16 protein-coding genes are annotated in these 21,886 nt (G+C 42.1%); 7 read left to right on the forward strand and 9 right to left on the reverse strand.

Translation table 11 applies throughout. The annotated features are described in order from the left end of the window. Positions 1-95: 95 nt before the first annotated feature. Positions 96-2,945, reverse strand: coding sequence for an aminomethyl-transferring glycine dehydrogenase (gcvP, locus tag BM266_RS09470; RefSeq protein ID WP_093408802.1), 2,850 nt, complete (start codon positions 2,943-2,945; stop codon positions 96-98). Between the two features lie 129 nt (positions 2,946-3,074). On the opposite strand from gcvP, the gene BM266_RS09475 reads away from it, so the two are divergent. Next, positions 3,075-3,902 (forward strand): UbiA prenyltransferase family protein, encoded by an 828-nt coding sequence (locus tag BM266_RS09475; RefSeq protein WP_093408803.1) that lies wholly within the window; start codon positions 3,075-3,077, stop codon positions 3,900-3,902. On the opposite strand, the gene BM266_RS09480 is transcribed toward BM266_RS09475, so the two are convergent. The 5 genes from BM266_RS09480 to BM266_RS09500 all read right to left on the reverse strand — a co-directional run bounded on the left by BM266_RS09480 (position 3,877) and on the right by BM266_RS09500 (position 8,730). Next, a complete protein-coding gene (locus tag BM266_RS09480; RefSeq protein ID WP_093408806.1) occupies positions 3,877-4,149 on the reverse strand; it encodes a hypothetical protein in 273 nt (90 codons plus the stop codon). The two genes, BM266_RS09475 and BM266_RS09480, sit on opposite strands and share 26 nt — an antisense overlap. A gap of 2 nt (positions 4,150-4,151) precedes the next feature. After that, on the reverse strand, positions 4,152-4,703 hold the full coding sequence (locus BM266_RS09485) for a sigma-70 family RNA polymerase sigma factor (protein ID WP_093408808.1): 552 nt from the start codon (positions 4,701-4,703) through the stop codon (positions 4,152-4,154). Positions 4,704-4,829: 126 nt separating this feature from the next. Next, complete coding sequence (locus BM266_RS09490; protein WP_093408811.1) at positions 4,830-6,860, reverse strand: M3 family metallopeptidase; 2,031 nt, start codon at positions 6,858-6,860, stop codon at positions 4,830-4,832. A 225-nt stretch (positions 6,861-7,085) separates the two neighbouring features. Next, positions 7,086-7,571, reverse strand: a complete 486-nt coding sequence (gene purE, locus BM266_RS09495) for a 5-(carboxyamino)imidazole ribonucleotide mutase (RefSeq protein WP_093408813.1) — start codon at positions 7,569-7,571, stop codon at positions 7,086-7,088. A gap of 1 nt (position 7,572) precedes the next feature. Further along, a complete protein-coding gene (locus BM266_RS09500; RefSeq protein WP_093408816.1) occupies positions 7,573-8,730 on the reverse strand; it encodes a 5-(carboxyamino)imidazole ribonucleotide synthase in 1,158 nt (385 codons plus the stop codon). Between the two features lie 120 nt (positions 8,731-8,850). On the opposite strand from BM266_RS09500, the gene BM266_RS09505 reads away from it, so the two are divergent. From BM266_RS09505 to BM266_RS09515, 3 genes are all read left to right on the forward strand, one after another. Further along, the gene (locus BM266_RS09505; RefSeq protein ID WP_093408818.1) at positions 8,851-9,966 is read left to right on the forward strand and encodes an adenylate kinase; all 1,116 of its coding nucleotides are present in this window, start codon (positions 8,851-8,853) and stop codon (positions 9,964-9,966) included. 35 nt (positions 9,967-10,001) lie between these two features. After that, positions 10,002-11,009, forward strand: a complete 1,008-nt coding sequence (gene obgE / locus BM266_RS09510) for a GTPase ObgE (protein ID WP_093408821.1) — start codon at positions 10,002-10,004, stop codon at positions 11,007-11,009. 73 nt (positions 11,010-11,082) lie between these two features. Next, positions 11,083-11,601 carry a DUF4136 domain-containing protein gene (locus BM266_RS09515; protein WP_093408823.1) on the forward strand — a complete coding sequence of 173 codons (519 nt, stop codon included), beginning with the start codon at positions 11,083-11,085 and terminating at the stop codon, positions 11,599-11,601. A 128-nt stretch (positions 11,602-11,729) separates the two neighbouring features. Here BM266_RS09515 and BM266_RS09520 read toward each other — a convergent pair whose 3' ends face one another. From BM266_RS09520 to BM266_RS09530, 3 genes are all read right to left on the reverse strand, one after another. Next, entirely contained in the window at positions 11,730-13,190 is a 1,461-nt protein-coding gene (locus BM266_RS09520; protein WP_093408826.1) for a glutamate synthase subunit beta, read from the reverse strand. A 2-nt stretch (positions 13,191-13,192) separates the two neighbouring features. After that, positions 13,193-17,716, reverse strand: a complete 4,524-nt coding sequence (gene gltB, locus BM266_RS09525; protein WP_093408828.1) for a glutamate synthase large subunit — start codon at positions 17,714-17,716, stop codon at positions 13,193-13,195. Between the two features lie 238 nt (positions 17,717-17,954). After that, on the reverse strand, positions 17,955-19,097 hold the full coding sequence (locus tag BM266_RS09530) for an acyl-CoA dehydrogenase (RefSeq protein WP_093408831.1): 1,143 nt from the start codon (positions 19,095-19,097) through the stop codon (positions 17,955-17,957). 91 nt (positions 19,098-19,188) lie between these two features. Between BM266_RS09530 and BM266_RS09535 the strand changes: the two genes are divergently transcribed. The 3 genes from BM266_RS09535 to BM266_RS09545 all read left to right on the forward strand — a co-directional run. After that, positions 19,189-20,253, forward strand: a complete 1,065-nt coding sequence (locus BM266_RS09535; RefSeq protein WP_093408833.1) for an anhydro-N-acetylmuramic acid kinase — start codon at positions 19,189-19,191, stop codon at positions 20,251-20,253. Between the two features lie 65 nt (positions 20,254-20,318). Then, a complete protein-coding gene (locus tag BM266_RS09540; RefSeq protein WP_093408836.1) occupies positions 20,319-21,545 on the forward strand; it encodes a Glu/Leu/Phe/Val dehydrogenase dimerization domain-containing protein in 1,227 nt (408 codons plus the stop codon). A gap of 86 nt (positions 21,546-21,631) precedes the next feature. Beyond that, positions 21,632-21,886: transposase (locus tag BM266_RS09545; RefSeq protein ID WP_139220618.1), on the forward strand; the 255-nt coding region annotated here is incomplete at its 3' end.

Below are 21,886 nucleotides of genomic sequence, written 5' to 3' on the forward strand. Positions count from 1 at the left end.
ATTAATAAAATGATCGGTAAAAGATATCTAATCCGAATTTAATTTACTTATTAAGACGAAAAATTAAGGCGAAACTTTCGTTTCGCCTTAATTTTTTATGCTTCGGCGTATTCCTCAGTAGGAGGGCAGGAGCACATTAAATTTCTATCTCCAAAGGCTTCATCTACTCGTCTTACACTAGGCCAGAATTTATTATCGGCTATGTAATCCAGCGGGAATGCCGCTTTTTGTCTCGAATAAGAGAATTTCCACTCATCTGAAGTAAGCATCGCTACTGTATGCGGTGCATTTTTCAACATGTTATCGGTATCATCTGCCGAGGTTTCTTCAATTTCCTTTCTAATAGAGATCAAAGCATCGCAAAAACGGTCTAGCTCGGCCTTGCTTTCGCTTTCCGTAGGTTCTATCATCAAGGTTCCTGCCACAGGGAAGGAAACTGTAGGAGAATGGAAGCCATAATCGATAAGGCGTTTTGCGATATCGGTTACCTCAATTCCATTTGCTTTAAAAGGCCTGCAATCCAGGATCATCTCATGGGCTGCTCTACCTCTTTCTCCTGAATAAAGGGTTTTGAAATGTTCGTTCAATCTTTCTTTTACGTAATTGGCATTCAGAATAGCATATTCAGTGGCTTTCTGTAGACCTTTGCTTCCAAGCATTTTGATGTAACCATAAGAGATCAAACACACCAGGGAAGAACCCCAGGGAGCAGAAGAGATTGCACCAATGGCTTGTTCTCCTCCGGTTTTAACTACCGGGTTGCCCGGCAGGAATGGTTTTAATTGTTCGGCTACACAAATAGGTCCAACTCCGGGACCGCCACCACCATGGGGGATAGCAAAAGTCTTGTGTAAATTCAGATGACAAACATCAGCGCCAATTACACCTGGATTGGTTAAGCCAACCTGGGCGTTCATATTGGCTCCGTCCATATAAACCTGCCCGCCGTTATCGTGAATAATAGTGGTGATCTCGCGAATAGCCGATTCAAATACTCCATGTGTTGAAGGATATGTAACCATAAGAGCTGCTAAATTATCCTTATGCTCGATAGCTTTTTCCCTGAGATCATCTACATCAATATTTCCATTTTCAGAGGCTTTGGTCACCACCACTTTCATTCCGGCCATTACTGCAGAAGCAGGATTAGTCCCGTGAGCCGATGAAGGGATAAGACAGATATTTCTGTGTCCTTCTCCGCGCGATTCGTGGTAAGCTCTAATCACCATCAAGCCCGCATATTCTCCCTGGGCACCCGAATTTGGCTGCAAAGAGGTTGCCGAAAATCCGGTAATCTCGTTAAGTTGCTTCTCTAATTCACGCAACACAAAATGATAACCTTCTGCCTGATCAACCGGAACAAAGGGATGAATATTTCCCCATTGCGGATTGCTAAGCGGCAACATTTCTGAAGCTGCATTCAGTTTCATCGTGCAGGATCCCAGTGAGATCATGGAATGATTGAGGGAAAGATCTTTGCGCTCCAGCTTTTTGATGTAACGCATCAATTCGGTTTCAGAATGATAAGTGTTGAAAACCTCGTGAGTTAGGAAATCGGTTTTACGTTTTAATTCAGCAGGAATCTTTTCTTCCTCTGAAAGTTCTTCTAAAGGAGTTGTTTCTTTCGCAGCAAGTTGAGCGAAAACAGCAACAATATTATTGAGGTCCTCAAGGTTGGTGGTTTCGTTTAGCGAGATAAGCACCGTTTCGGCATCCGGATAAAAGAAGTTTATCTCTTTTTTCTCTGCGATTTCTTTTACGCTGCTGGCATTAGCCTTGATCTGTAACGTGTCAAAATAGGTGGAGTTCACCTGGTCAAATCCTAATTCCTTAAGTTCTTTCTCCAGACTTACCGCTGAAGCGTGAACGGTATCTGCGATATATTTTAATCCATTGGGACCGTGGTAAACCGCGTACATTCCTGCCATTACAGCCAGCAGTACTTGTGCGGTACAGATGTTTGAAGTGGCCTTGTCGCGTTTAATGTGTTGCTCGCGGGTTTGCAGGGCCATTCGCAGGGCCTGGTTGCCATCCATATCTTTAGTCACCCCAATAATCCTTCCGGGGATATTTCTTTTGTATTCTTCTTTGGTCGCGAAGAAAGCCGCGTGAGGCCCGCCGTAACCAAGAGGAATTCCAAAACGCTGGGTAGTACCAACTACCACATCAACCCCAAGTTCTCCCGGAGCCTGTAATTTTACAAGGCTGAGAATATCGGCTGCAACTGCGGTCTTTATTCCGGCATCCTGACATTTTGCGATAAAATCGGCATAATTGAATACTTGGCCAGATTTCCCTGGGTATTGAACCAAAGCTCCGAAATATTGCTCTGAAAATTCAAATTCTTCGTGATTGCCCACCACGATCTCTATCCCTAGAGGAATTGCGCGGGTTTCAATTAATGAAATGCTTTGCGGTAAAACTTCTTCAGAAACAAAGAATTTATTTACGTTTTCCTTCTTCTGTTTGCGGTCTCTTAAAGCGTATAAAAGTGAAATTGCTTCTGCAGCCGCAGTAGACTCGTCAAGCAGAGAAGCGTTGGCGATTTCCATACCCGTAAGGTCGCTCACCATTGTTTGGAAATTCAGAAGGGCTTCCAGTCTTCCCTGGGCGATCTCTGCCTGATAGGGAGTGTATGCCGTATACCAACCCGGATTTTCCAAAATGTTTCGTTGAATCACAGCTGGCAAAATAGACTGGTGGTAACCGAGGCCTATATAACTCTTGAAAACCTTATTTTTAGCAGCAAGTTTTCCAATATGCTCGGCATATTGGTGTTCACTTAAAGCAGGAGGAAGGTTTAAAGGAGATTTTAAGCGGATGTCATCCGGAATTGTTTCATATATTAATTGCTCGAGGGAGTCTAAGCCTATGGTTTGAAGCATGTCCTGTAGATTGCTTTCTTTAGGGCCTATATGGCGTAGTGCAAAAGAATCTGTTCTCATTAAAATAAAGTTGTGTTTTGTGCTGCAAAATTACGGATTTTAAACTTAATTTTTTAAAATTTAAAGTTTAGACTTGTTAAGATTTTATCGTTTTTAACCATCCGAATTCAGATTGCTTATTTTAGCACGGTGAAGCCTTTTAAGAATATTTTTGATCTGTATATAAACAGTAGTATCCATGTGGCTTTGGCGGTGGTTGCTTTAAGCTTATTGAGTTACCTGGAATATGGACTCAACCCGGATTCACTCCTGCTAATTTTTATCTTCTTCGGAAGTATTACCGGTTATAATTTTGTCAAATATGCCGGCCTTGCTAAACTGTATCACAGAAGCCTTGCCCGAAATCTCCGTTTCATCCAGGTGTTTTCCTTTTTGGTTTTCCTGGGTTTGGTTTATATGGCTTTTCTTCAAACCTGGGAAGTCCTATTGATGAGTGCTCTGCTGGGTGTTTTTACGCTTTTGTATGCAGCTCCTGTGCTAACGCAAAACAGGAATCTCCGGGATCTCGCCGGAATTAAAATATTGATCATCGCTTTGGTCTGGGCAGGGGTGAGTGTAATTCTCCCCCTGCTTGACCATCCTGAAGTCAGTTTACTGGATAAGATCCTTATGTTTTTTCAAAGAGCTCTCTTTATAATAGTGATCACCCTGCCCTTTGAAATCAGAGATCTGGAATTCGATTCAGAACATCTGGCTACTATTCCGCAGAAAATTGGGATAAAAAAAACCCGCCTTTTGGGCTGGTTAATGCTGGTGGTAATTTTGGTGCTGGAAATTTTAAAAGAGGAATTTAATCCTGTAAATTTTAGTGCTCTTGCGGGAGTAGCCCTTTTAAGTGCTTATGCTCTGAAGCTGGCTGATAGAAAACAGTCGGCGTATTTTGCAGCTTTTTGGGTAGAAGCCGTGCCTATTGCCTGGTTAATTCTATGGTTCAGTTTGAAGATGATTTTTGCTTAGATATTTCCTGTTTAAGCCGCTCCTTTATATTGCGTTTTTCTTCTGAAGTGCAGCCTTTAATCCTTGCTTTTTTGATTAATTGAGTGAGTTTGGAGTTCTTTGCAGAATAATCCCGGCATTTTTTACAAAATAGATTATGAATGATAATGCTGGTTTTCTCCCTTACATTGGCCTCGTTGTACTCTTTTTTATCACAACAGTTTGCGGCATTGGAGCAATCGAAGATGAAAAATTTAGATTTCTGCATAATTAAAGCCATTTTTTTTCTAAACAGGCGGCGAGAGCTGTTCGGGCCCTGTGGATTATTACCCAAAGATTAGACGGGGTGATTTTGAATTCATTACACACTGCCTCAGTGTCGGCACCATCTATTGTTTTCATTTTAAAAATTGCTGCATGTTTTGGATTGATCTCGTCCAGACATTCCAAAATGGCTAACCTCAGTTCTTCGTTTTCCATTTCATCTTCCGCGCTGCGGTCAAAATCGTCAGCTACCTGTTCTTCTAACCATTCCCCGGTGTTTTCGTCATCTGAATAATTGATTCGCACTTCGGCTTTACCTTTTTGCGAATTTATCCTGCGGTAATAATCTATTACCTTTCTCTTAAGAATAGAAATAAGCCAGGTGCGTTCAGAAGCTTTGCCTAAAAAGTTGTCTTTTGAATTGAGACCGGCAAGAAAAGTCTCAGAAACGAGGTCGTTAGCGATCTCGCGATCGTTCACCCGAACAATTGCGTAGTTAAAAAGGTAGTCGGCATATTTGTCTACCCATTTGTTGGGATCTAACGTATGTTTAGGCATAGGTTTCTTGAATATCCTTTCAAAATTAACAACTTTCCACCGATTTATAGTTATAAAAAATATAAGTTTAAATAGGGGGTAACCGGGTAATTGATTTAAATAACTCAAAAACCCGGTCCTGTCCTTCTATTTCTTCAGCAAGCCGGCTCTTTTCAGTAAAGCATCCGGACTTGGCTCCTTTCCACGAAAACGCTTGTAAAGTGTCATTGGATGCTCGGTGCCACCGCGTGAAAGGATGACAGACTTAAATTTATTGGCAATCTCCCTGCTGAAAATTCCATTTTCCTGGAAGTATTCAAAAGTATCGGCATCGAGAACTTCTGCCCATTTATAAGAGTAGTACCCGGCTGAATAACCTCCCTGGAAGATATGTGAAAAAGCAGTGCTCATACAGTTTTCGGGAACATCGGGATATAATTTTGTGGGTTCAAAGGCTTTGTCTTCGTGAGTTTTTACATCGGTAATACCGGTTGGATCTATGCCGTGCCAGCTGAGATCGAGTAAGCCAAAACTAAGTTGGCGCAGGGTTGCCATGCCTTCGTGGAAATTAGCCGATTCCTTGATTTTTTGAACCAGTTCCATCGGGATAACTTCCCCGGTTTCATAGTGCCTGGCAAAAAGTTCAAGCGCCTCCTTTTCATAACACCAGTTTTCCAGCACCTGGCTGGGGAGTTCCACGAAATCCCAGTAAACATTCGCTCCGGAAAGGCTGGGATAGGTCGTATCTGCCAGCATTCCGTGCAACGCATGCCCGAATTCGTGGAAAAGGGTGGTTACCTCGTTGAAGGTCAACAGTGAAGGTCGGGTTTTAGAAGGTTTGGTGAAATTGCAAACAATGGAAATATGTGGTCTTTCCTGTTTTCCATCTTTTACATATTGTGATTTGTAACCGGTCATCCAGGCCCCGTCGCGTTTCCCGGGTCGTGGATGGAAATCGGCATAGAAGAGAGCAATGGGTTTTCCATCTTCATCATTGACCTGATATGTTTTCACATCTGGATGATAAGTATCAATATCGGTAACCTCGTTGAATTGAATTCCATACAATCTTCCGGCGATTTCGAAAACCCCATTGATAACATTTTCCAGTTTAAAATAAGGTTTTAGCTTTTCGTCATCGAGATTAAAACGCCTTTGTTTAAGTTTTTCAGCATAAAATGCAGCATCCCATTTCTCAAGGCGATCTATATTGTCTAACTCCTTCGCAAAATCTTCCAGTTCTTTGAATTCCTTTTGGGCAGCTGGTTTTGCTTTTTCCAATAACTCTTCCAGGAAGCCATTTACCTTTTCGGGAGTTTCAGCCATTCTTTCTTCGAGAACGAAGTGGGCGTGGGTCTTAAAGCCAAGCAGTTGAGCTCTTTTATAACGTAGTTTTACTATTTGCAGAACATTTTCCCTGTTATCCAGTTCATCACCGTGAAAAGCTTTAGATCCGAATGCCAAAGCCATTTTTTTGCGCAGCTCACGGTTTTCAGCATATTTCATAAACGGCAGAAAACTGGGGTATTCCAATGTGAAGATCCATCCTTCTTTTCCTCTGGTTTCTGCAACAGAACTGGCTTCCTCCTTAAAACTCTCAGGCAGACCTTTTAGATCTTCCTCCCGGGTAACGTGGAGCTCAAATTTATTGGTTTCCGCAAGAACATTCTCCCCGAAATTCAGGCTTAGAGAAGAGAGTTGCTTGTCAATTTTTCTAAGCTCCTCCTGTTTTTCTGCGGGTAGGTTAGCCCCGTTTCTTGCAAAAGCCTTGTATTTTTTGTCAAGGAGAGTTTGTTGTTCCGCACTTAGTTCTAATTTGTCTTTTTTATCAAAAACAGCTTTTACACGTTCGAAAAGAGCTTTGTTCAGGATGATATCATTTCTGAATTCCGATAAAATAGGGGATACTTCCTGGGCGATCTCCTGGATCTCCTTATTGGTTTCGGCAGAATTTAAATTGAAGAAAATACTGGTAACCCTATCGAGTTGATTTCCTGAAAATTCAAGAGCTTCAATGGTGTTTTGAAAATTTGGATTTTTTTCTGAATTCGTTATTGTCTCAATTTCCTTGCGAGCCATTTCAATGGCTTGTGTTATAGCGGGTTTAAAATGCTCGGTTTTAATTTTGGAAAAAGGGGCATATTCAAATTCCTTTAATAGAGGATTGGAGTTATTCATAGATTGAAATTGACGTTTTTGTAAAAATTTTTAACCCAAAAGAGTGTGTTTTAACAATTTTTTGTATATTCGAAGCTTAAAATAAGACACTATTAGCAGTGTGATCTTCTTTTAAAGTTTTTCTGGATTAATATTTTAGAATGGTTAATAAATTATTTTACAGATTTTAGAACTAACACTGCTATAGGCCACGTCGCAAGACGTGGCTTTTTTTATTTCTACTTTCTACTTCTTTAGCTTTTCAGCTCCTTCGATCACTTTTTGTTTAAGACCTTCCTTATAAAAAATAACCTTATCTAAAGTACATTTATCGGCAGTTCCTATGATTTGAGCTGCCAGTATTCCAGCGTTTTTGGAGCCATTAAGGGCCACCGTCGCAACGGGCACCCCGCCGGGCATTTGCAAAATGGAAAGAACAGAATCCCAGCCATCTATGGAGTTGCTCGATTTTACCGGCACTCCAATCACCGGAAGTGGAGATAAAGAAGCGATCATCCCCGGCAAATGTGCAGCTCCGCCGGCACCGGCAATAATTACTTTGATCCCTCGCTCGTGAGCTGTTTTCCCATATTCGAATAATTTTTCGGGAGTGCGATGGGCTGAGACGATATCTACTTCCACCTCAATATCAAAACCTTTTAATATGTCTATGGCGTCCTGCATCACCGGCATATCGCTGGTGCTTCCCATTATTACTGCTACTTTGCTCATATTATTTGCTTATTACTTTTATTGAATTTTTTACTTCTTCGGCGACCCTCCGGGCTTCTGCCAGATCCTTATTCACAATGGTGACGTGCCCCATTTTTCTGAAAGGTCGGGTTAATTTCTTTCCGTAGATGTGAGGGGTCACTCCATCCATCCTTAGGATTTTCTCTATATTTTCATAAACAACCTCTCCTTCGTAATCTTTATCGCCAACTAAATTTACCATAATTCCCCCAACTTTACTTTCAGTATTTCCGAGGGGAAGGTCTAAGATAGCTCGAACTTGCTGTTCAAACTGATTGGTGAAGGAAGCTTCAATGCTGTAATGTCCACTGTTGTGCGGCCGAGGCGCAACTTCATTGACCAGGATCTCATCATTTTCAGTCTGGAACATTTCTACAGCCAATAGCCCCACGTGATTAAAGGCTTCGGAGACTTTTTCTGCTAATTTTCTGGCGTTTTCTGCGACTTTTTCTTCGATTCGGGCAGGACAGATAACATATTCTACCTGATTGGCAGTAGGGTGAAATTCCATTTCAACCACAGGATAAGTCCTGATCTCTCCCGAAGGGTTTCGGGCTACAATTACGGCAAGTTCATTTTTAAAGGGTACAAGGCTTTCTGCAATGCATTCACCTTTTGTAATTTGATCAAGATCTTCTCTGGTTTTTATAACAGCAACCCCTTTCCCGTCATAACCGCCGGTAGCGCTTTTCCATACGAAAGGCAGACTTAAAGTGCCCTTTTCAACAGCTATGAGAAGCTCTTCTTTATTATCGAAAATTTCAAATTCTGCAGTTGGAATATCTTTCTCCTTGTAAAATTTTTTCTGAATGGCTTTATTCTGGATTTTATCCAAAGTATCTGCCGATGGCCAGGTTTTTATACCTTCCTTTTCTAGCTGTCTTAGGGCGTCTGTATTAACCCCTTCAATTTCAAAGGTAAGCACGTCTACCTTTCTGCCGAAGTTGATAACAGTATCATAATCCATAAGGTCACCTTGCTCAAAATAATTGCAGGAAATCCTGCAGGGGGCTTCTGGGCTGGGATCTAAAACGTGGGTGTGAATATCGAACTTACGGGTTTCGTAAAGCATCATTTTCCCAAGCTGTCCGCCGCCGAGGATACCGAGTTTGAAATCTGAAGAAAAATAATTTCGCATAAAAATTTCCTGTTTACGCAAAAATAAATTTTTAAGGCGTATTGCCCTACTTAATCTTACATAATTCAGCAGACCTAGTAATAGAGAATCCTTATCTTTGCGTTTTTAAAAATTTCAATTTTGATAAAATTACACGACCTCAGTTTCGAACCATATATTTCAGAAGAGGAAATCGATGCGGCTATCACCCGGGTTGCCGCTCGTTTAAATGAAGATTACCAGGGAGAAAGCCCCGTTTTTTTAGGGGTTTTGAACGGTGCTTTTATGTTCGCTTCAGAAGTGATTAAAAGATTTAATGGAGACTGTGAAGTAAGTTTCGTGAAACTCGGTTCCTACCAGGGAACTGAATCTACCGGAAATGTAGAAACCCTGCTGGGCTTAAATCACTCCTTAAAAGGCCGGAAGGTGATCCTGCTGGAAGACATTGTAGATACCGGAAATACTCTTAATACCATTAACGGAATTCTGGAGAAAGAAGAGGTGGCCGGATATGAAGTTGCTACTCTTTTCTATAAACCCGAAGCTTATAAGAGAAAATTCAATATTAAATATGTGGGATTGGAAATTCCCAATAAATTTATTGTAGGTTACGGATTGGATTATGATGGTCTTGGCCGAAATCTGCGCCAGGTATATAAAAGAAAAGAAAACAACATGACAAATTTAGTACTCTTCGGACCTCCCGGGGCCGGAAAAGGAACTCAGGCAACAATTTTAAAGGAAAAATACAATCTGGTGCATATCTCAACCGGGGATGTATTCAGGTACAATATTAAAAACCAGACAGAGCTCGGGCTTAGTGCTAAGGCTTTTATCGATCGTGGCGAGCTGGTACCCGATACGGTGACCATCAATATGCTAAATGCTGAAGTGGTTAAAAATGAAGGTTGCAATGGTTTTATCTTTGACGGTTTTCCCCGAACCGAAGCTCAGGCTGATGCCCTTGAAGAACTACTTCAGGAAAAAGGTACAGAAGTAAGCGCAATGATCGCCCTTGAGGTAGAAGATCACGTGCTGGTAGAACGACTTCTGGAGCGCGGAAAAACTTCAGGTCGACCTGATGATGCCGATGAAACTGTGATAAGAAACCGAATTAAGGTTTATTATGATGAAACTGCTATCCTTAAAGAATACTACAAAAAGCAAGGTAAATATTATGGTGTGGATGGCGTAGGTTCTATAGATGAAATTACCGCCCGACTTAGTGCGGTAGTAGACGAATTGATGAAGAAATAATATCGCCTGTTAAAAGGACGAAATAAGATTGAATTATGACTGAAGGGAATTTTGTTGATTATGTGAAGATTCATGTGGCCTCCGGAAAAGGCGGGAAAGGATCTGCGCATTTACACCGCGAGAAATATATCACTAAAGGAGGTCCCGATGGGGGAGATGGTGGTCGTGGTGGCCATGTTATCATAAAAGGTAATAAAAATCTCTGGACGCTTTTTCACTTAAAATTCAAAAGACACGTAAAAGCCGAACATGGCGGAAACGGGTCAAAACAGCGTAGCTCTGGTGCCGAAGGTTCCGATGAGTATATTGAGGTACCCCTGGGAACCGTGATTCGGGATACCGATACTCAGGAAATCCTGCACGAGATCACCGAAGATGGCCAGGAATTTATTGTCGCCGAAGGCGGAAAAGGAGGCCTGGGTAACTGGCACTTTAAAAGTTCTACCAATCAAACTCCGAGATATGCCCAACCCGGTATTGATGGCGAGTTAAAAGACATAACCCTGGAGTTAAAGATACTTGCCGATGTTGGGCTTGTCGGTTTTCCTAATTCGGGAAAATCCACTTTACTCTCAGTGATTACGGCGGCAAAACCTAAAATTGCCGATTACGAATTTACAACCCTTAAACCCAATCTTGGAATTGTTGAATACCGCGATTTTAAAACATTTGTGGTAGCCGATATTCCGGGTATTATTGAAGGAGCTGCGGAAGGAAAAGGAATTGGACATCGATTCCTAAGACATATTGAGCGGAACTCTACCTTACTCTTTCTTATTCCGGCTGATGCACCTGATATCGTGAAGCAATACGAGATCCTCTTAGACGAATTAAGGCGTTATAATCCTGAAATGCTTGTAAAAGATCGTCTGGTGGCTATTTCAAAAAGCGATATGCTTGATGCCGAACTCAAAGCCGAAATTAAAGCTGAGCTCGATGAAAAACTCGATGCCTCCTGGTTGTTTATCTCCTCGATAGCCCACCAAGGGCTTCAGGAATTAAAGGACAGGTTGTGGGAAATGCTTAATAAAGAGCCTGTTTAATTCTTGTTAATACCTAAGGTTTACCCCTCATTTTTCTGTAATTTTAAGCTACTGCATTAAAAATACAGACCTAATGAAGGCTTTAAAAACACTACTGGTTTTTCTGTTTCTGGCATCATGTAATGCTCCGCAAGCGGTGTATGACTACGACCAGGAGATAAACTTTTCTAATTATTCAACTTATGCACTTTTTCCTGATTTTCGGTCAGGATTGAGTCAATTGGATGAAAAACGCCTGCTGGCAAGCCTGGAAAACCAAATTCAGCAAAAAGGTTTCTCGGTTTCTTCGGAAGCAGATATGTATGTAAATGTTTATACCGATGAATATCATGAACAAAATCGAAACAGTGTAGGTATAGGAGTTGGTGGAAGTGGCCGAAATGTGGGAGTGGGAGTTTCAGGCGGAATTCCCCTGGGTGGCCCAGAAACCTACCTGCAAATAACTTTCGATTTTATTGATGTAAAAGACGATGCACTTATCTGGCAAGCGGTGGTAGAGAGCAAATTTAATCCTGATGCTTCCCCCCAGGAACGCCAGGCCCAGTTCGAAAAGATCGTTCAAAAAGCCCTGGAAGGTTATCCTCCTCAGTAGGAACTCGAAGTTTGGATTTTATGTCGACTAATAATTGAAAGAGGCTGTTAGAATAAAAATCACGTCATTCTGAACTTGATTCAGAGTCTCACAAGATGCTTTATTTAATAGCCTCTTCTAATTATTCCTTATGCCGCCGGGAGATCCCCCGGACCTTTCGTAGGTAATTTCGATTTTCCCATAAGGAATTTATCTACGTGATGAGCCGCTTCCCTGCCTTCAGAAATTGCCCAGACAATTAGCGATTGTCCCCTGCGCATATCGCCGGCCGCAAAAATGTTAGGGATATTTGTTTGGTAATTTCTTTCAGCTTTTATATTGGTGCGCGTGTCTTCTTCTAATCCTAATTGTTCAGCGAGGCTTTTTTCGGGACCTGTAAAACCAAGGGCCAAAAGCGTAAGATCGCAGGGCCATTCTTTTTCAGAATCCGGAACCTCCTTTAATTGAGGTCTTCCGTTTTCCCCTTTAACCCATTCGATATTCACCGTTTTTAGGGCCTTTAAATTCCCCTCCTTATCCTTGATAAATTCCTTGGTTGAAATACTCCAGTTTCGGTTTACACCTTCTTCATGGGAAGAAGTTGATTTTAAGGTAAAGGGCCAGTATGGCCATGGGTTCTCCTTGCTTCGGTGTTCCGGGGGCATCGGCATGATCTCAAAATTAGTAACCGATTTTGCGCCATGGCGGTTGGAAGTGCCCACGCAATCTGAACCGGTATCACCACCCCCGATCACGATAACATCTTTTCCTTTAGCTGATAGCTCTTCGGTCATTTCGGCCAGGCCATCTACAACTTCATTGTTCCGCTTTAAAAAATCCATAGCCTGAGCCACTCCTCTGGTGTCAGCGCCCGGGATTGGTAAATTTCTGCGTTGAGTAGCTCCTCCACATAGAACAACCGCATCAAAATTCTTTAATTTCTCAACATCATAATTCTTTCCAACTTCTGCGCCGGTTTCGAACTTAATACCTTCTTCTTCCATTACTTTCAACCTGCGATCGATAATATGCTTTTCCATCTTAAAATCCGGAATTCCATAGCGCAGCAAACCTCCCGCTTTTTTGTCTCTTTCTAAAACAGTAACCCAATGGCCGGCACGGTTAAGCTGCTGTGCTGCGGCAAGTCCAGCGGGACCGGAGCCGACTACGGCAACTTCCTTTCCTGTGCGGTGTTCCGGGATTTGGGGAGTGATCCAGCCTTCCTTAAATCCGCGTTCCACGATATATTTCTCTATAAGCTCAATAGATACCGGGGGTTCGATAATCCCCAGTACACAAGCAGATTCGCAGGGAGCAGGACATAGCCTTCCAGTAAATTCAGGAAAATTATTGGTGGAATGTAAAATCTTCAGCGCCTTCCTCCAGTCGTTTCTATAAACCGCGTGATTGAAATCGGGGATGAGGTTTCCCAAAGGACATCCGCTGTGGCAAAAGGGGATGCCGCAGTCCATACAGCGGGCTCCCTGATCCTGGAGCTCTTCTTTGCTCAGGTCTTTAGTGAATTCCTTGTAATTTTTAACCCGTTGGGAGGCTTCAATTGTCTCTTCCGTTTTTCGTTCGTATTCTAAAAATCCTTTTAATTTTCCCATGCTTATGCTGTTTTGAGTTCTACTTCGGCATTTCTCAACTTCTCTTCCTCCAGTAGTTTCAATGCTTTCTTATATTCTGTAGGCATTACTTTAATGAATTTACCCGCGTTTTCTTCCCAGTTTTTAAGGATTTCTGTGGCGAGCTCACTATCTGTGTAGGCTTTGTGTTTTTCTATAAGTTCTTTTACTTCTGTCTTATTTTCTGCGGAAGCTTCTTCCAGCTCGATCATTTCCATATTAAAATTATTATGATCCAGTTTATCTTCAGGATTAAAAATATAGGCGATTCCGCCGCTCATCCCGGCTGCAAAATTTCTTCCTATTTTACCTAAGATTACCGCTATTCCCCCGGTCATATATTCACAGCCATGGTCTCCAATTCCTTCGATTACGGCTTTAGCTCCTGAATTTCTTACACAAAAACGCTCGCCTCCAATTCCGTTGATAAATGCTTCCCCGTTAATGGCACCATAAAGGGCGACATTCCCGATAATCACATTTTCATGGGATTTAAAACTTGCTGCTTTCGGCTTTTTAACGCTAAGGGTGGCCCCGGAAAGCCCTTTTCCGAAGTAATCGTTGGTATTACCAATTACGTGTAGACTCACACCTTTTGTGGTAAATGCTCCAAAACTCTGACCAGCAGATCCGGAGAAATTAAGGTTCAGGGTATTTTCAGGTAGGCCTTTCTCCCCGTGTATTTTGGATATTTCGTTACTTAAAATCGCGCCGGTGGTTCTGTTTATATTGCTGATTTCAAAATCCAATGACATTTTTTCTTTCCTGTAGATAGATGGGTGTGCCTGTTTCAGAATCTCAAAGTCGAGAACATTCTCAAGATTGTGTTGTTGTTTTTGAGTGTTGTAAAGCGGCATATCTTCATCGATCTTCGGTTTATACAGAATATTGGAAAGATCTATTCCCTGAGCTTTGTAATGGTCTATGGCGCGATTCATATCGAGTTTCTGATTCTGACCCACCATTTCATTTATACTTCTGAAACCGAGACTCGCCATGATTTCTCTTAATTCCTGGGCGATGAAATACATGAAGTTGATCACATCCTCCGGGGTGCCCTTGAATTTCTTTCTGAGTTCCGGATCCTGCGTGGCAATACCTACCGGGCAGGTGTTGAGGTGGCAGGCGCGCATCATAATGCAACCTGAAGCGACCAATGGTGCCGTAGAGAAACCGAATTCCTCGGCTCCCAGTAAACAAGCGATGGCCACATCACGGCCCGTTTTTAACTGGCCGTCGCATTCTACTACAATCCGGTTTCGTAAATTATTTAAAAGCAGGGTTTGTTGGGCTTCTGCAATTCCAAGCTCCCAGGGCAAACCTGCATGGCGCAAGGAGGTGAGGGGAGAGGCCCCGGTACCACCATCAAAACCGGAGATCAAAACCACATCGGCTTTTGCTTTTGCGACTCCCGCTGCGATTGTACCAACGCCTACTTTTGAAACCAGCTTAACGTTAATGCGGGCTTCACGGTTGGCATTTTTAAGATCAAAAATGAGCTGTGCGAGATCTTCTATGGAATAAATATCGTGGTGCGGAGGAGGGGAGATAAGGCCAACATAAGGAGTGGAATTCCGGGTTTTAGCGATTTCGGGATTTACTTTTTGTCCTGGTAACTGGCCGCCTTCACCGGGTTTTGCTCCCTGAGCCATCTTTATTTGGATCTCACTGGCACTGCTCAGATAATTAATGGAAACACCAAATCTACCTGAGGCCACCTGTTTTATTGCCGAATTTCTCCAGTTCCCATCAAGGTCTTTGTTGAATCGTTGTGGGTTTTCACCACCTTCTCCCGAATTGCTCTTTCCTTTCATCCTGTTCATCGCGATGGCTAGATTTTCGTGCGCTTCCTTGCTAATAGAACCAAAAGACATCGCCCCGGTTTTAAAACGTTTTACGATCTCTGTCCAGGGTTCTACCTCGTCTATTGGGATTGGATTCAGGTCCCTGAATTTAAACATTCCGCGCAAGGTCATTAAGGCCTCGTTCTGGTCGTTGATGAGCTTTGAATATTCCTGGTAACTCTTCGGGTTGTTCTGTTTAACAGCCTGCTGTAGTTTTGCTACGCTGGCAGGATTGAACATATGGCGCTCGCCGTTTCTTCTCCAGCGGTAATCGCCACCTATTTCAAGGTCCAGGCCGGTGTCGGTTTCGGGAGGATTAAAGGCTGCATCAAAGCGTTTCTGAACTTCTTTTTCAATTTCGTATAAACCAATTCCTTCAATGCGGGTTGGGGTATTGCTGAAATATTTATCTACAAATTTTTGATTGAGACCAAGGATTTCAAAGATCTGTGCACCTCGATAAGAATGCAGGGTTGAAATACCGATCTTGTTCATGATCTTTAAAATCCCTTTTCCTATGGCTTTATTGAAATTCTGAACGGCTTCTTCAGCGTCTTCAATATCTATTTCTTTGTCCCCCACGAGCTGGTGAATAATTTCATTTACCAGATATGGATTGACCGCGCTGGCACCATATCCGAAAAGCAGTGCAAAGTGATGAGGTTCCCGCGGCTCGGCCGATTCGACCACAATTCCGAAGGAAGACCTTCGGTTATATTTTTTTACCCGGTGATGAACAAAGGAACAGGCGAGGAGTGAGGGGATTGGCGCCAGTTTAGGATTCACATTTCTGTCGCTAAGAATTATCACATTGCAGCCACGATCCACGGCATTATTAATCTCATTTATTATTTCATCCAGACGGGTTTCCAGGCCGTTAAGGCCTTTTTCAGCTTCGTATAAAATAGAAATCGATTCGGTCTGGAAACCGGGGTGATCTATGTATTTGATCTTATCGAGATCTTCGTTGGAGATCACAGGATTTTGTATACGGAGTTTCCTGGCTTGTTCCGGAATTATATCGAAAATATTACGGTCTTCACCAATTGCCAGGCTAATATCTGTTACGATCTCTTCCCTAATTCCATCCAGAGGTGGGTTGGTAACCTGTGCAAATAATTGTTTAAAATAATTGAAGAGAAGCTGAGGTTTATCTGAAAGTACTGCCAGGGGAATATCAGCTCCCATCGAGCCGATTGCTTCCTTGCCAAGAGTTGCCATTGGAGTGATAATGGTACTGATATCCTCTAGGGTATACCCAAAAAGTTTCTGCCTGGTGTTGAAATCTATTTTTTCCTGTGGGGTTTTATTCCCAGTATATGGCACTTCGGCCAAAGGCAGTAGGTTGTTGTTTAACCATTTTCTGTAAGGCCTTTCCGAAACGATCTTGCTCTTAACTTCCTCATCCCGAATTATTCTGCCTTCATTCATATCTACCAAAAACATCCTTCCAGGCTCCAGACGGCCGTGAAGTTCCACATTCTCTGGTTTGATATCCATCACTCCAGTTTCTGAAGACATAATTACGTAACCGTCTTTGGTAAGGGTGTAGCGGGAAGGTCTAAGCCCATTCCTGTCCAGTAAAGCCCCGATATAATTTCCATCGGTGAACGGAATAGAGGCAGGACCATCCCAGGCTTCCATAATACATGCGTTGTATTCATAAAAAGCCTTTTTCTCATCATTCATAGATGGGTTCTTCTCCCAGGCTTCGGGCACCATCATCATAATCGCTTCCGGCAGGGAGCGACCGGTTTGAAGCAGTAATTCCAATACGGTATCCATGGAAGCAGAATCTGATTTGCCGTCGGCGGTAATAGGAATGATCTTTTTCAGGTCTTCGCTAAAGACTTCGCTTTCAAAAAGTTCTTCCCGGGCTTTCATCCGGCTAAGGTTTCCTCTTAATGTGTTTATTTCCCCGTTGTGGCACATATACCTGAAGGGTTGTGCCAGGTCCCAGGTGGGAAAGGTGTTGGTGGAAAAACGTTGGTGAACCAGCGCTAATTTTGTTACTACCCCGGGTTCGTTTAAATCTTTATAATAGACATTGATGTCCTGGGGCATCAGCAGGCCCTTGTAAATTATGGTGTTGGTGGAAAGACTTGGCAGATAAAAACTTTCAGCTTCAGAGAGTTCTGACTTTTCTATACGATGTTCGGCAATTTTCCGGGCTGCAAAAAGCCTGGCATTAAATGTAGCTGCTGAAATTTCTTCGTCTTTGCCTATAAAAACCTGCTGCATATTGGGTTCAGAAAGAGAGGCGATACTACCAAGGCAGGCTCTGTTAACCGGCACCTCACGCCAACCGATAATATTTAGTCCCTGGCGGGTAATTTCTTCCTCAAAAATTTCTTTACAGATTTTTCGCTGATTGACAGACCTGGGTAGAAAAACCATTCCTACTGCATACTCCTTGAAATCCGGTAGCTTGAAATCGCAGTTTTCCTTAAAAAAATCGTGAGGAATCTCTATTAGAATCCCGGCGCCATCTCCGGTTTTTCCATCGGCACTAACTGCACCCCGATGTTCCAGCCTGATGAGAATATCAATAGCCTTATGAATAATGTCGTTGGTGCGTTTTCCTTTTAGATTGCAAATAAATCCTGCTCCACAATTATCATGCTCAAATTCGGGAGAATAGAGCCCCTGCTTTTTTAATTTCATGTCCTTATCGTCCTTAAGTAATTTTGGCTAAATTACCCAAAATGATAAAGAAAAATAGGTGTATTACTGTTAAATCAGAAATAAATTCATTAAAACCAATTAAAAGGATATAAAATGATAATTACTTAATTTGACCCCCGATGAAATAAAAATCTATTAAAATAAAAAACCGGTTTATGCTAAAATAAAAGCCCGGCACCAAAATTGGCCCGGGCTTTTACATCTAAATTAAAAATAATTAATCCTTGAGGATAGAACGTGAAATCACTATTTTCTGAATTTCAGAAGTTCCTTCATAGATCTGTGTGATCTTGGCATCTCTCATTAATCGTTCTACATGATATTCTTTTACGTAACCATTCCCTCCGTGAATTTGTACAGCTTCTACAGCAACATCCATTGCTGTTTTAGAAGCGTGGAGTTTGGCCATAGCACCAGAAAGGTCATAATCGTTATGCTGGTCTTTATCCCAGGCAGCTTTCATTACCAAATGTCGTGCAGCCTCGATTTGAGTGTGCATATCGGCTAGTTTGAAAGCGATCGCCTGATGGTTGCAAATTTCGGTTCCAAAAGCTTTTCTTTCTTTTGAATATTTTAAAGCAAGTTCATAAGCCCCGGCAGCAATGCCTAAAGCCTGAGCCGCGATTCCAATTCTTCCACCGGAAAGGGTCTTCATCGCAAATTTAAATCCGAAGCCATCTTCACCTATTCTGTTTTCTTTGGGTACTTTAACATCGTTGAAATTCAGAGAATGTGTATCGCTACCCCGAATTCCCATCTTTTGTTCTTTCGGTCCTATTTCAAAACCTTCCCAATCCTTTTCTACAATAAAAGCGTTGATACCTTTATGTTTTTTCTCTCGATCGGTCTGGGCAATAACCAGGTAATAATCGGCGGTTCCTCCGTTAGTGATCCAGTTTTTTGTCCCATTTAACAGGTAGTGGTCGCCTTTATCTATAGCAGTTGTTCTCTGTGAAGTAGCATCACTTCCTGCTTCCGGTTCTGATAGACAAAAAGCGCCTAATTTTTCTCCGGTTGCAAGTTTGGAGAGATATTTCTCTTTTTGTTCTGGATTGGCGTAAGTGTCAAGACCCCAGCATACCAGGGAATTGTTTACTGACATAACAACAGAGGCTGAAGCATCGATTTTGGAAATTTCTTCCATAGCCAGTACGTAAGAAACGGTGTCCATTCCTCCGCCGCCATATTCCGGGGAAGCCATCATTCCCAGAAAGCCAAGTTCTCCCATCATCTTCACCTGCTCGGCGGGGAACTCTTGTTTTTCATCTCGTTCGATAACGCCGGGCAGGAGTTCGTTTTTGGCGAAATCCCGTGCCGCATCGCGTATCATTATATGTTCTTCTGTAAGTTTGAAATCCATATTAATTTTGTTTAAGGAATACCTAAATTTGGTCTCCAAAGATAACTTTTTGATGTGTAATATTCAATTTACTTTCATTAATTTTACGAATATGAAAAAAGCGAATTATAAGGTTTTAGGGGTAATGTCGGGTACATCTCTTGATGGTATCGACCTGGTTTATGTGAATTTCGATTATAAAAATGAATGGTCTTACAAGATCCTTAGGGCCGAAACCAGCCCGTACCCCCTTAATTGGCAGGAAACTCTGGCAGCTGCCATTAATTTTTCAGAAGAAAGTCTTGAGGATCTCAACCTAAAATATACCCGCTATCTTGCAGGGGTGATCTCTCAATTTATCGAGAAACATCATATCACAGATCTGGACGCAATTTGTAGTCATGGCCATACTATTAAACATGAGCCGGAAAACCGGTATACCCTTCAAATTGGGAATTTGCAGCAGTTGGCTTATCTAACCGGACAGAAAGTGGTTTGTGATTTTAGAGTGCAGGATGTCAAGCTTGGTGGCCAGGGAGCTCCGCTTGTTCCAATTGGGGATAGGCTGTTATTTTCAGATTATAAATATTGTCTTAATCTGGGTGGATTTGCCAATATTTCTACGGAAGAAAATGGAGAAAGAATCGCTTATGATATTTGCGCAGTAAACACTGTTTTAAATCATTACGCGAAAAAACTGGGGAAAGAATTTGACGAAGGGGGGAAATTAGCCGCAGCCGGCGAGTTAAACAAAAAGCTTTTAAAAGAATTGAACCAACTTCCTTTTTACGCCCAAAACCCACCAAAATCTCTTGGGATGGAATGGGTTTCGGAAGAAGTATTTCCTGTCCTTGAGAAATATGAGGATGATATTCCTGCCATTTTACATACCTGCTCAGTACATATAGCTCAGCAAATTGCTAATGTTCTCGATAACGATAAAAACTCAAATGTGCTGGTTACCGGAGGAGGCGCTTTTAATAATTTTATTATAAAGGAATTAAAAGCTCATTCACAATGCCATTTTACCATTCCTTCTAAAGAGATCATCGATTTTAAAGAAGCCTTGATCTTTGGCTTATTAGGGGTGCTTAAAATCCGGGGTGAAGTTAATACGCTCAAGACCGTAACAGGAGCAGAGAAAGACCACTCGGCGGGAGTGATTTTTGAACTATGAAAAATTTATTGAAAAATCAATAATATGTAACTTAGTTTATATATTTGTGAAAAAATACACCTGAAATGAAGGAATTATTAAAAGTATACGAAAATAAAGAGCCAGAAATCGTATTTCACTGGCGCGATTCTGAAACCGATGCCGAGGGCTGGACGGTAATAAATTCATTACGTGGAGGTGCCGCCGGTGGTGGTACCCGTATGCGACCCGGCCTTGATGAAAACGAAGTGTTGTCGCTTGCAAAAACCATGGAGGTGAAATTCACTGTTTCAGGACCTGCCATTGGTGGAGCAAAATCAGGGATTAATTTTGATCCTAACGATCCACGAAAAAAAGGCGTACTGGAGCGCTGGTATAAAGCGGTTTCCCCACTACTTAAAAGCTATTACGGCACGGGGGGCGACCTGAATGTAGACGAAATTCACGAAGTGATTCCAATCACCGAAAACTGTGGAGTTTGGCATCCGCAGGAAGGGGTCTTTAACGGGCACTTCAAACCTACTGAAGCCGATAAGATTAATAGGATTGGCCAGTTACGCCAGGGTGTGATTAAGGTTCTTGAAAACACTAATTACTCCCCTGACACCAGTCGTAAATATACCGTGGCTGATATGATCACAGGCTATGGCGTGGCAGAAGCTGTTAAGCATTACTATGGCATTTATGGCGGAGAAGTTAAAGGTAAACGGGCAATAGTACAGGGCTTCGGCAATGTAGGGTCTGCAGCTGCTTACTATCTTGCCCAAATGGGCGTTAAGATTGTGGGAATTATTGACCGTGAAGGTGGTTTGATAAACCAGGAAGGTTTTTCTTTTGAAGAGATCAAGGATTTGTTCCTTAATAAAGAAGGGAATACTCTTAAGCACCCTAATCTTATTCCTTTTCAGGAGATCAATGAAAAAATATGGCAGCTGGATGCAGAGGTCTTTGCTCCCTGCGCGGCTTCGCGATTAATCAATAAAGATCAGATTACCAATTTGATAGAACGGAAACTGGAGGTGATCTCTTCAGGTGCCAATGTGCCTTTTGCCGATGAAGCGATCTTTTTTGGGCCAATTATGGAATATACCGATGAAAAGGTAAGCCTTATCCCCGATTTTGTTGCAAACTGTGGCATGGCCAGGGTGTTTGCATATTTTATGGAGGGAAGGGTACAGATGACAGATGAGTCTATCTTTAACGACACTTCTATGACCATTAAAAACGCTATTCAGAATACTTATAACAATAACAGCAGTAAGACTGGGGTAAGCAAAACAGCTTTTGAGATCGCCCTGAAACAATTGGTGTAAATTAACGGCTAAATATTTTGAGGGGAGGCTGTCTAAAAAGGCAGCCTCTTTTTTGTATAATTAAGTGATCATGTTTATTTTTAAGCATGAGCAGCAAAGTAGTATTCAAGACTTACCAACAGGACCAGTTAAGTCTTCTTCCTCCCAGTTATGATGATTTAGTTCCCAAGAATCATCCCGTACGAATAGTAAATACAATTATCGAACATATAGACATCTCTGCTTTGGAGAAGAGCTATAAAGGTGGTGGCACTTCAAGCTATCATCCGCGGATGCTTCTCAAAGTTGTTATCTATGCCTATTTACGCAACATTTATTCTTCCCGAAAAATTGAACAAGCC

Origin of the sequence: Salegentibacter flavus (assembly GCF_900115145.1) — a bacterium.
Classification (GTDB): Bacteria; Bacteroidota; Bacteroidia; order Flavobacteriales; family Flavobacteriaceae; genus Salegentibacter; species Salegentibacter flavus.

Excerpts from the sequence above, each read along its gene's own strand:
- gcvP (WP_093408802.1), bottom strand. The coding sequence starts at position 2,945 with ATGAGAACAGATTCTTTTGCACTACGCCATATAGGCCCTAAAGAAAGC.
- BM266_RS09480 (WP_093408806.1), bottom strand. The coding sequence starts at position 4,149 with ATGCAGAAATCTAAATTTTTCATCTTCGATTGCTCCAATGCCGCAAAC.
- BM266_RS09485 (WP_093408808.1), bottom strand. The coding sequence starts at position 4,703 with ATGCCTAAACATACGTTAGATCCCAACAAATGGGTAGACAAATATGCC.
- BM266_RS09490 (WP_093408811.1), bottom strand. The coding sequence starts at position 6,860 with ATGAATAACTCCAATCCTCTATTAAAGGAATTTGAATATGCCCCTTTT.
- purE (WP_093408813.1), bottom strand. The coding sequence starts at position 7,571 with ATGAGCAAAGTAGCAGTAATAATGGGAAGCACCAGCGATATGCCGGTG.
- BM266_RS09500 (WP_093408816.1), bottom strand. The coding sequence starts at position 8,730 with ATGCGAAATTATTTTTCTTCAGATTTCAAACTCGGTATCCTCGGCGGC.
- obgE (WP_093408821.1), top strand. The coding sequence starts at position 10,002 with ATGACTGAAGGGAATTTTGTTGATTATGTGAAGATTCATGTGGCCTCC.
- BM266_RS09515 (WP_093408823.1), top strand. The coding sequence starts at position 11,083 with ATGAAGGCTTTAAAAACACTACTGGTTTTTCTGTTTCTGGCATCATGT.
- BM266_RS09520 (WP_093408826.1), bottom strand. The coding sequence starts at position 13,190 with ATGGGAAAATTAAAAGGATTTTTAGAATACGAACGAAAAACGGAAGAG.
- gltB (WP_093408828.1), bottom strand. The coding sequence starts at position 17,716 with ATGAAATTAAAAAAGCAGGGGCTCTATTCTCCCGAATTTGAGCATGAT.
- BM266_RS09530 (WP_093408831.1), bottom strand. The coding sequence starts at position 19,097 with ATGGATTTCAAACTTACAGAAGAACATATAATGATACGCGATGCGGCA.
- BM266_RS09535 (WP_093408833.1), top strand. The coding sequence starts at position 19,189 with ATGAAAAAAGCGAATTATAAGGTTTTAGGGGTAATGTCGGGTACATCT.
- BM266_RS09540 (WP_093408836.1), top strand. The coding sequence starts at position 20,319 with ATGAAGGAATTATTAAAAGTATACGAAAATAAAGAGCCAGAAATCGTA.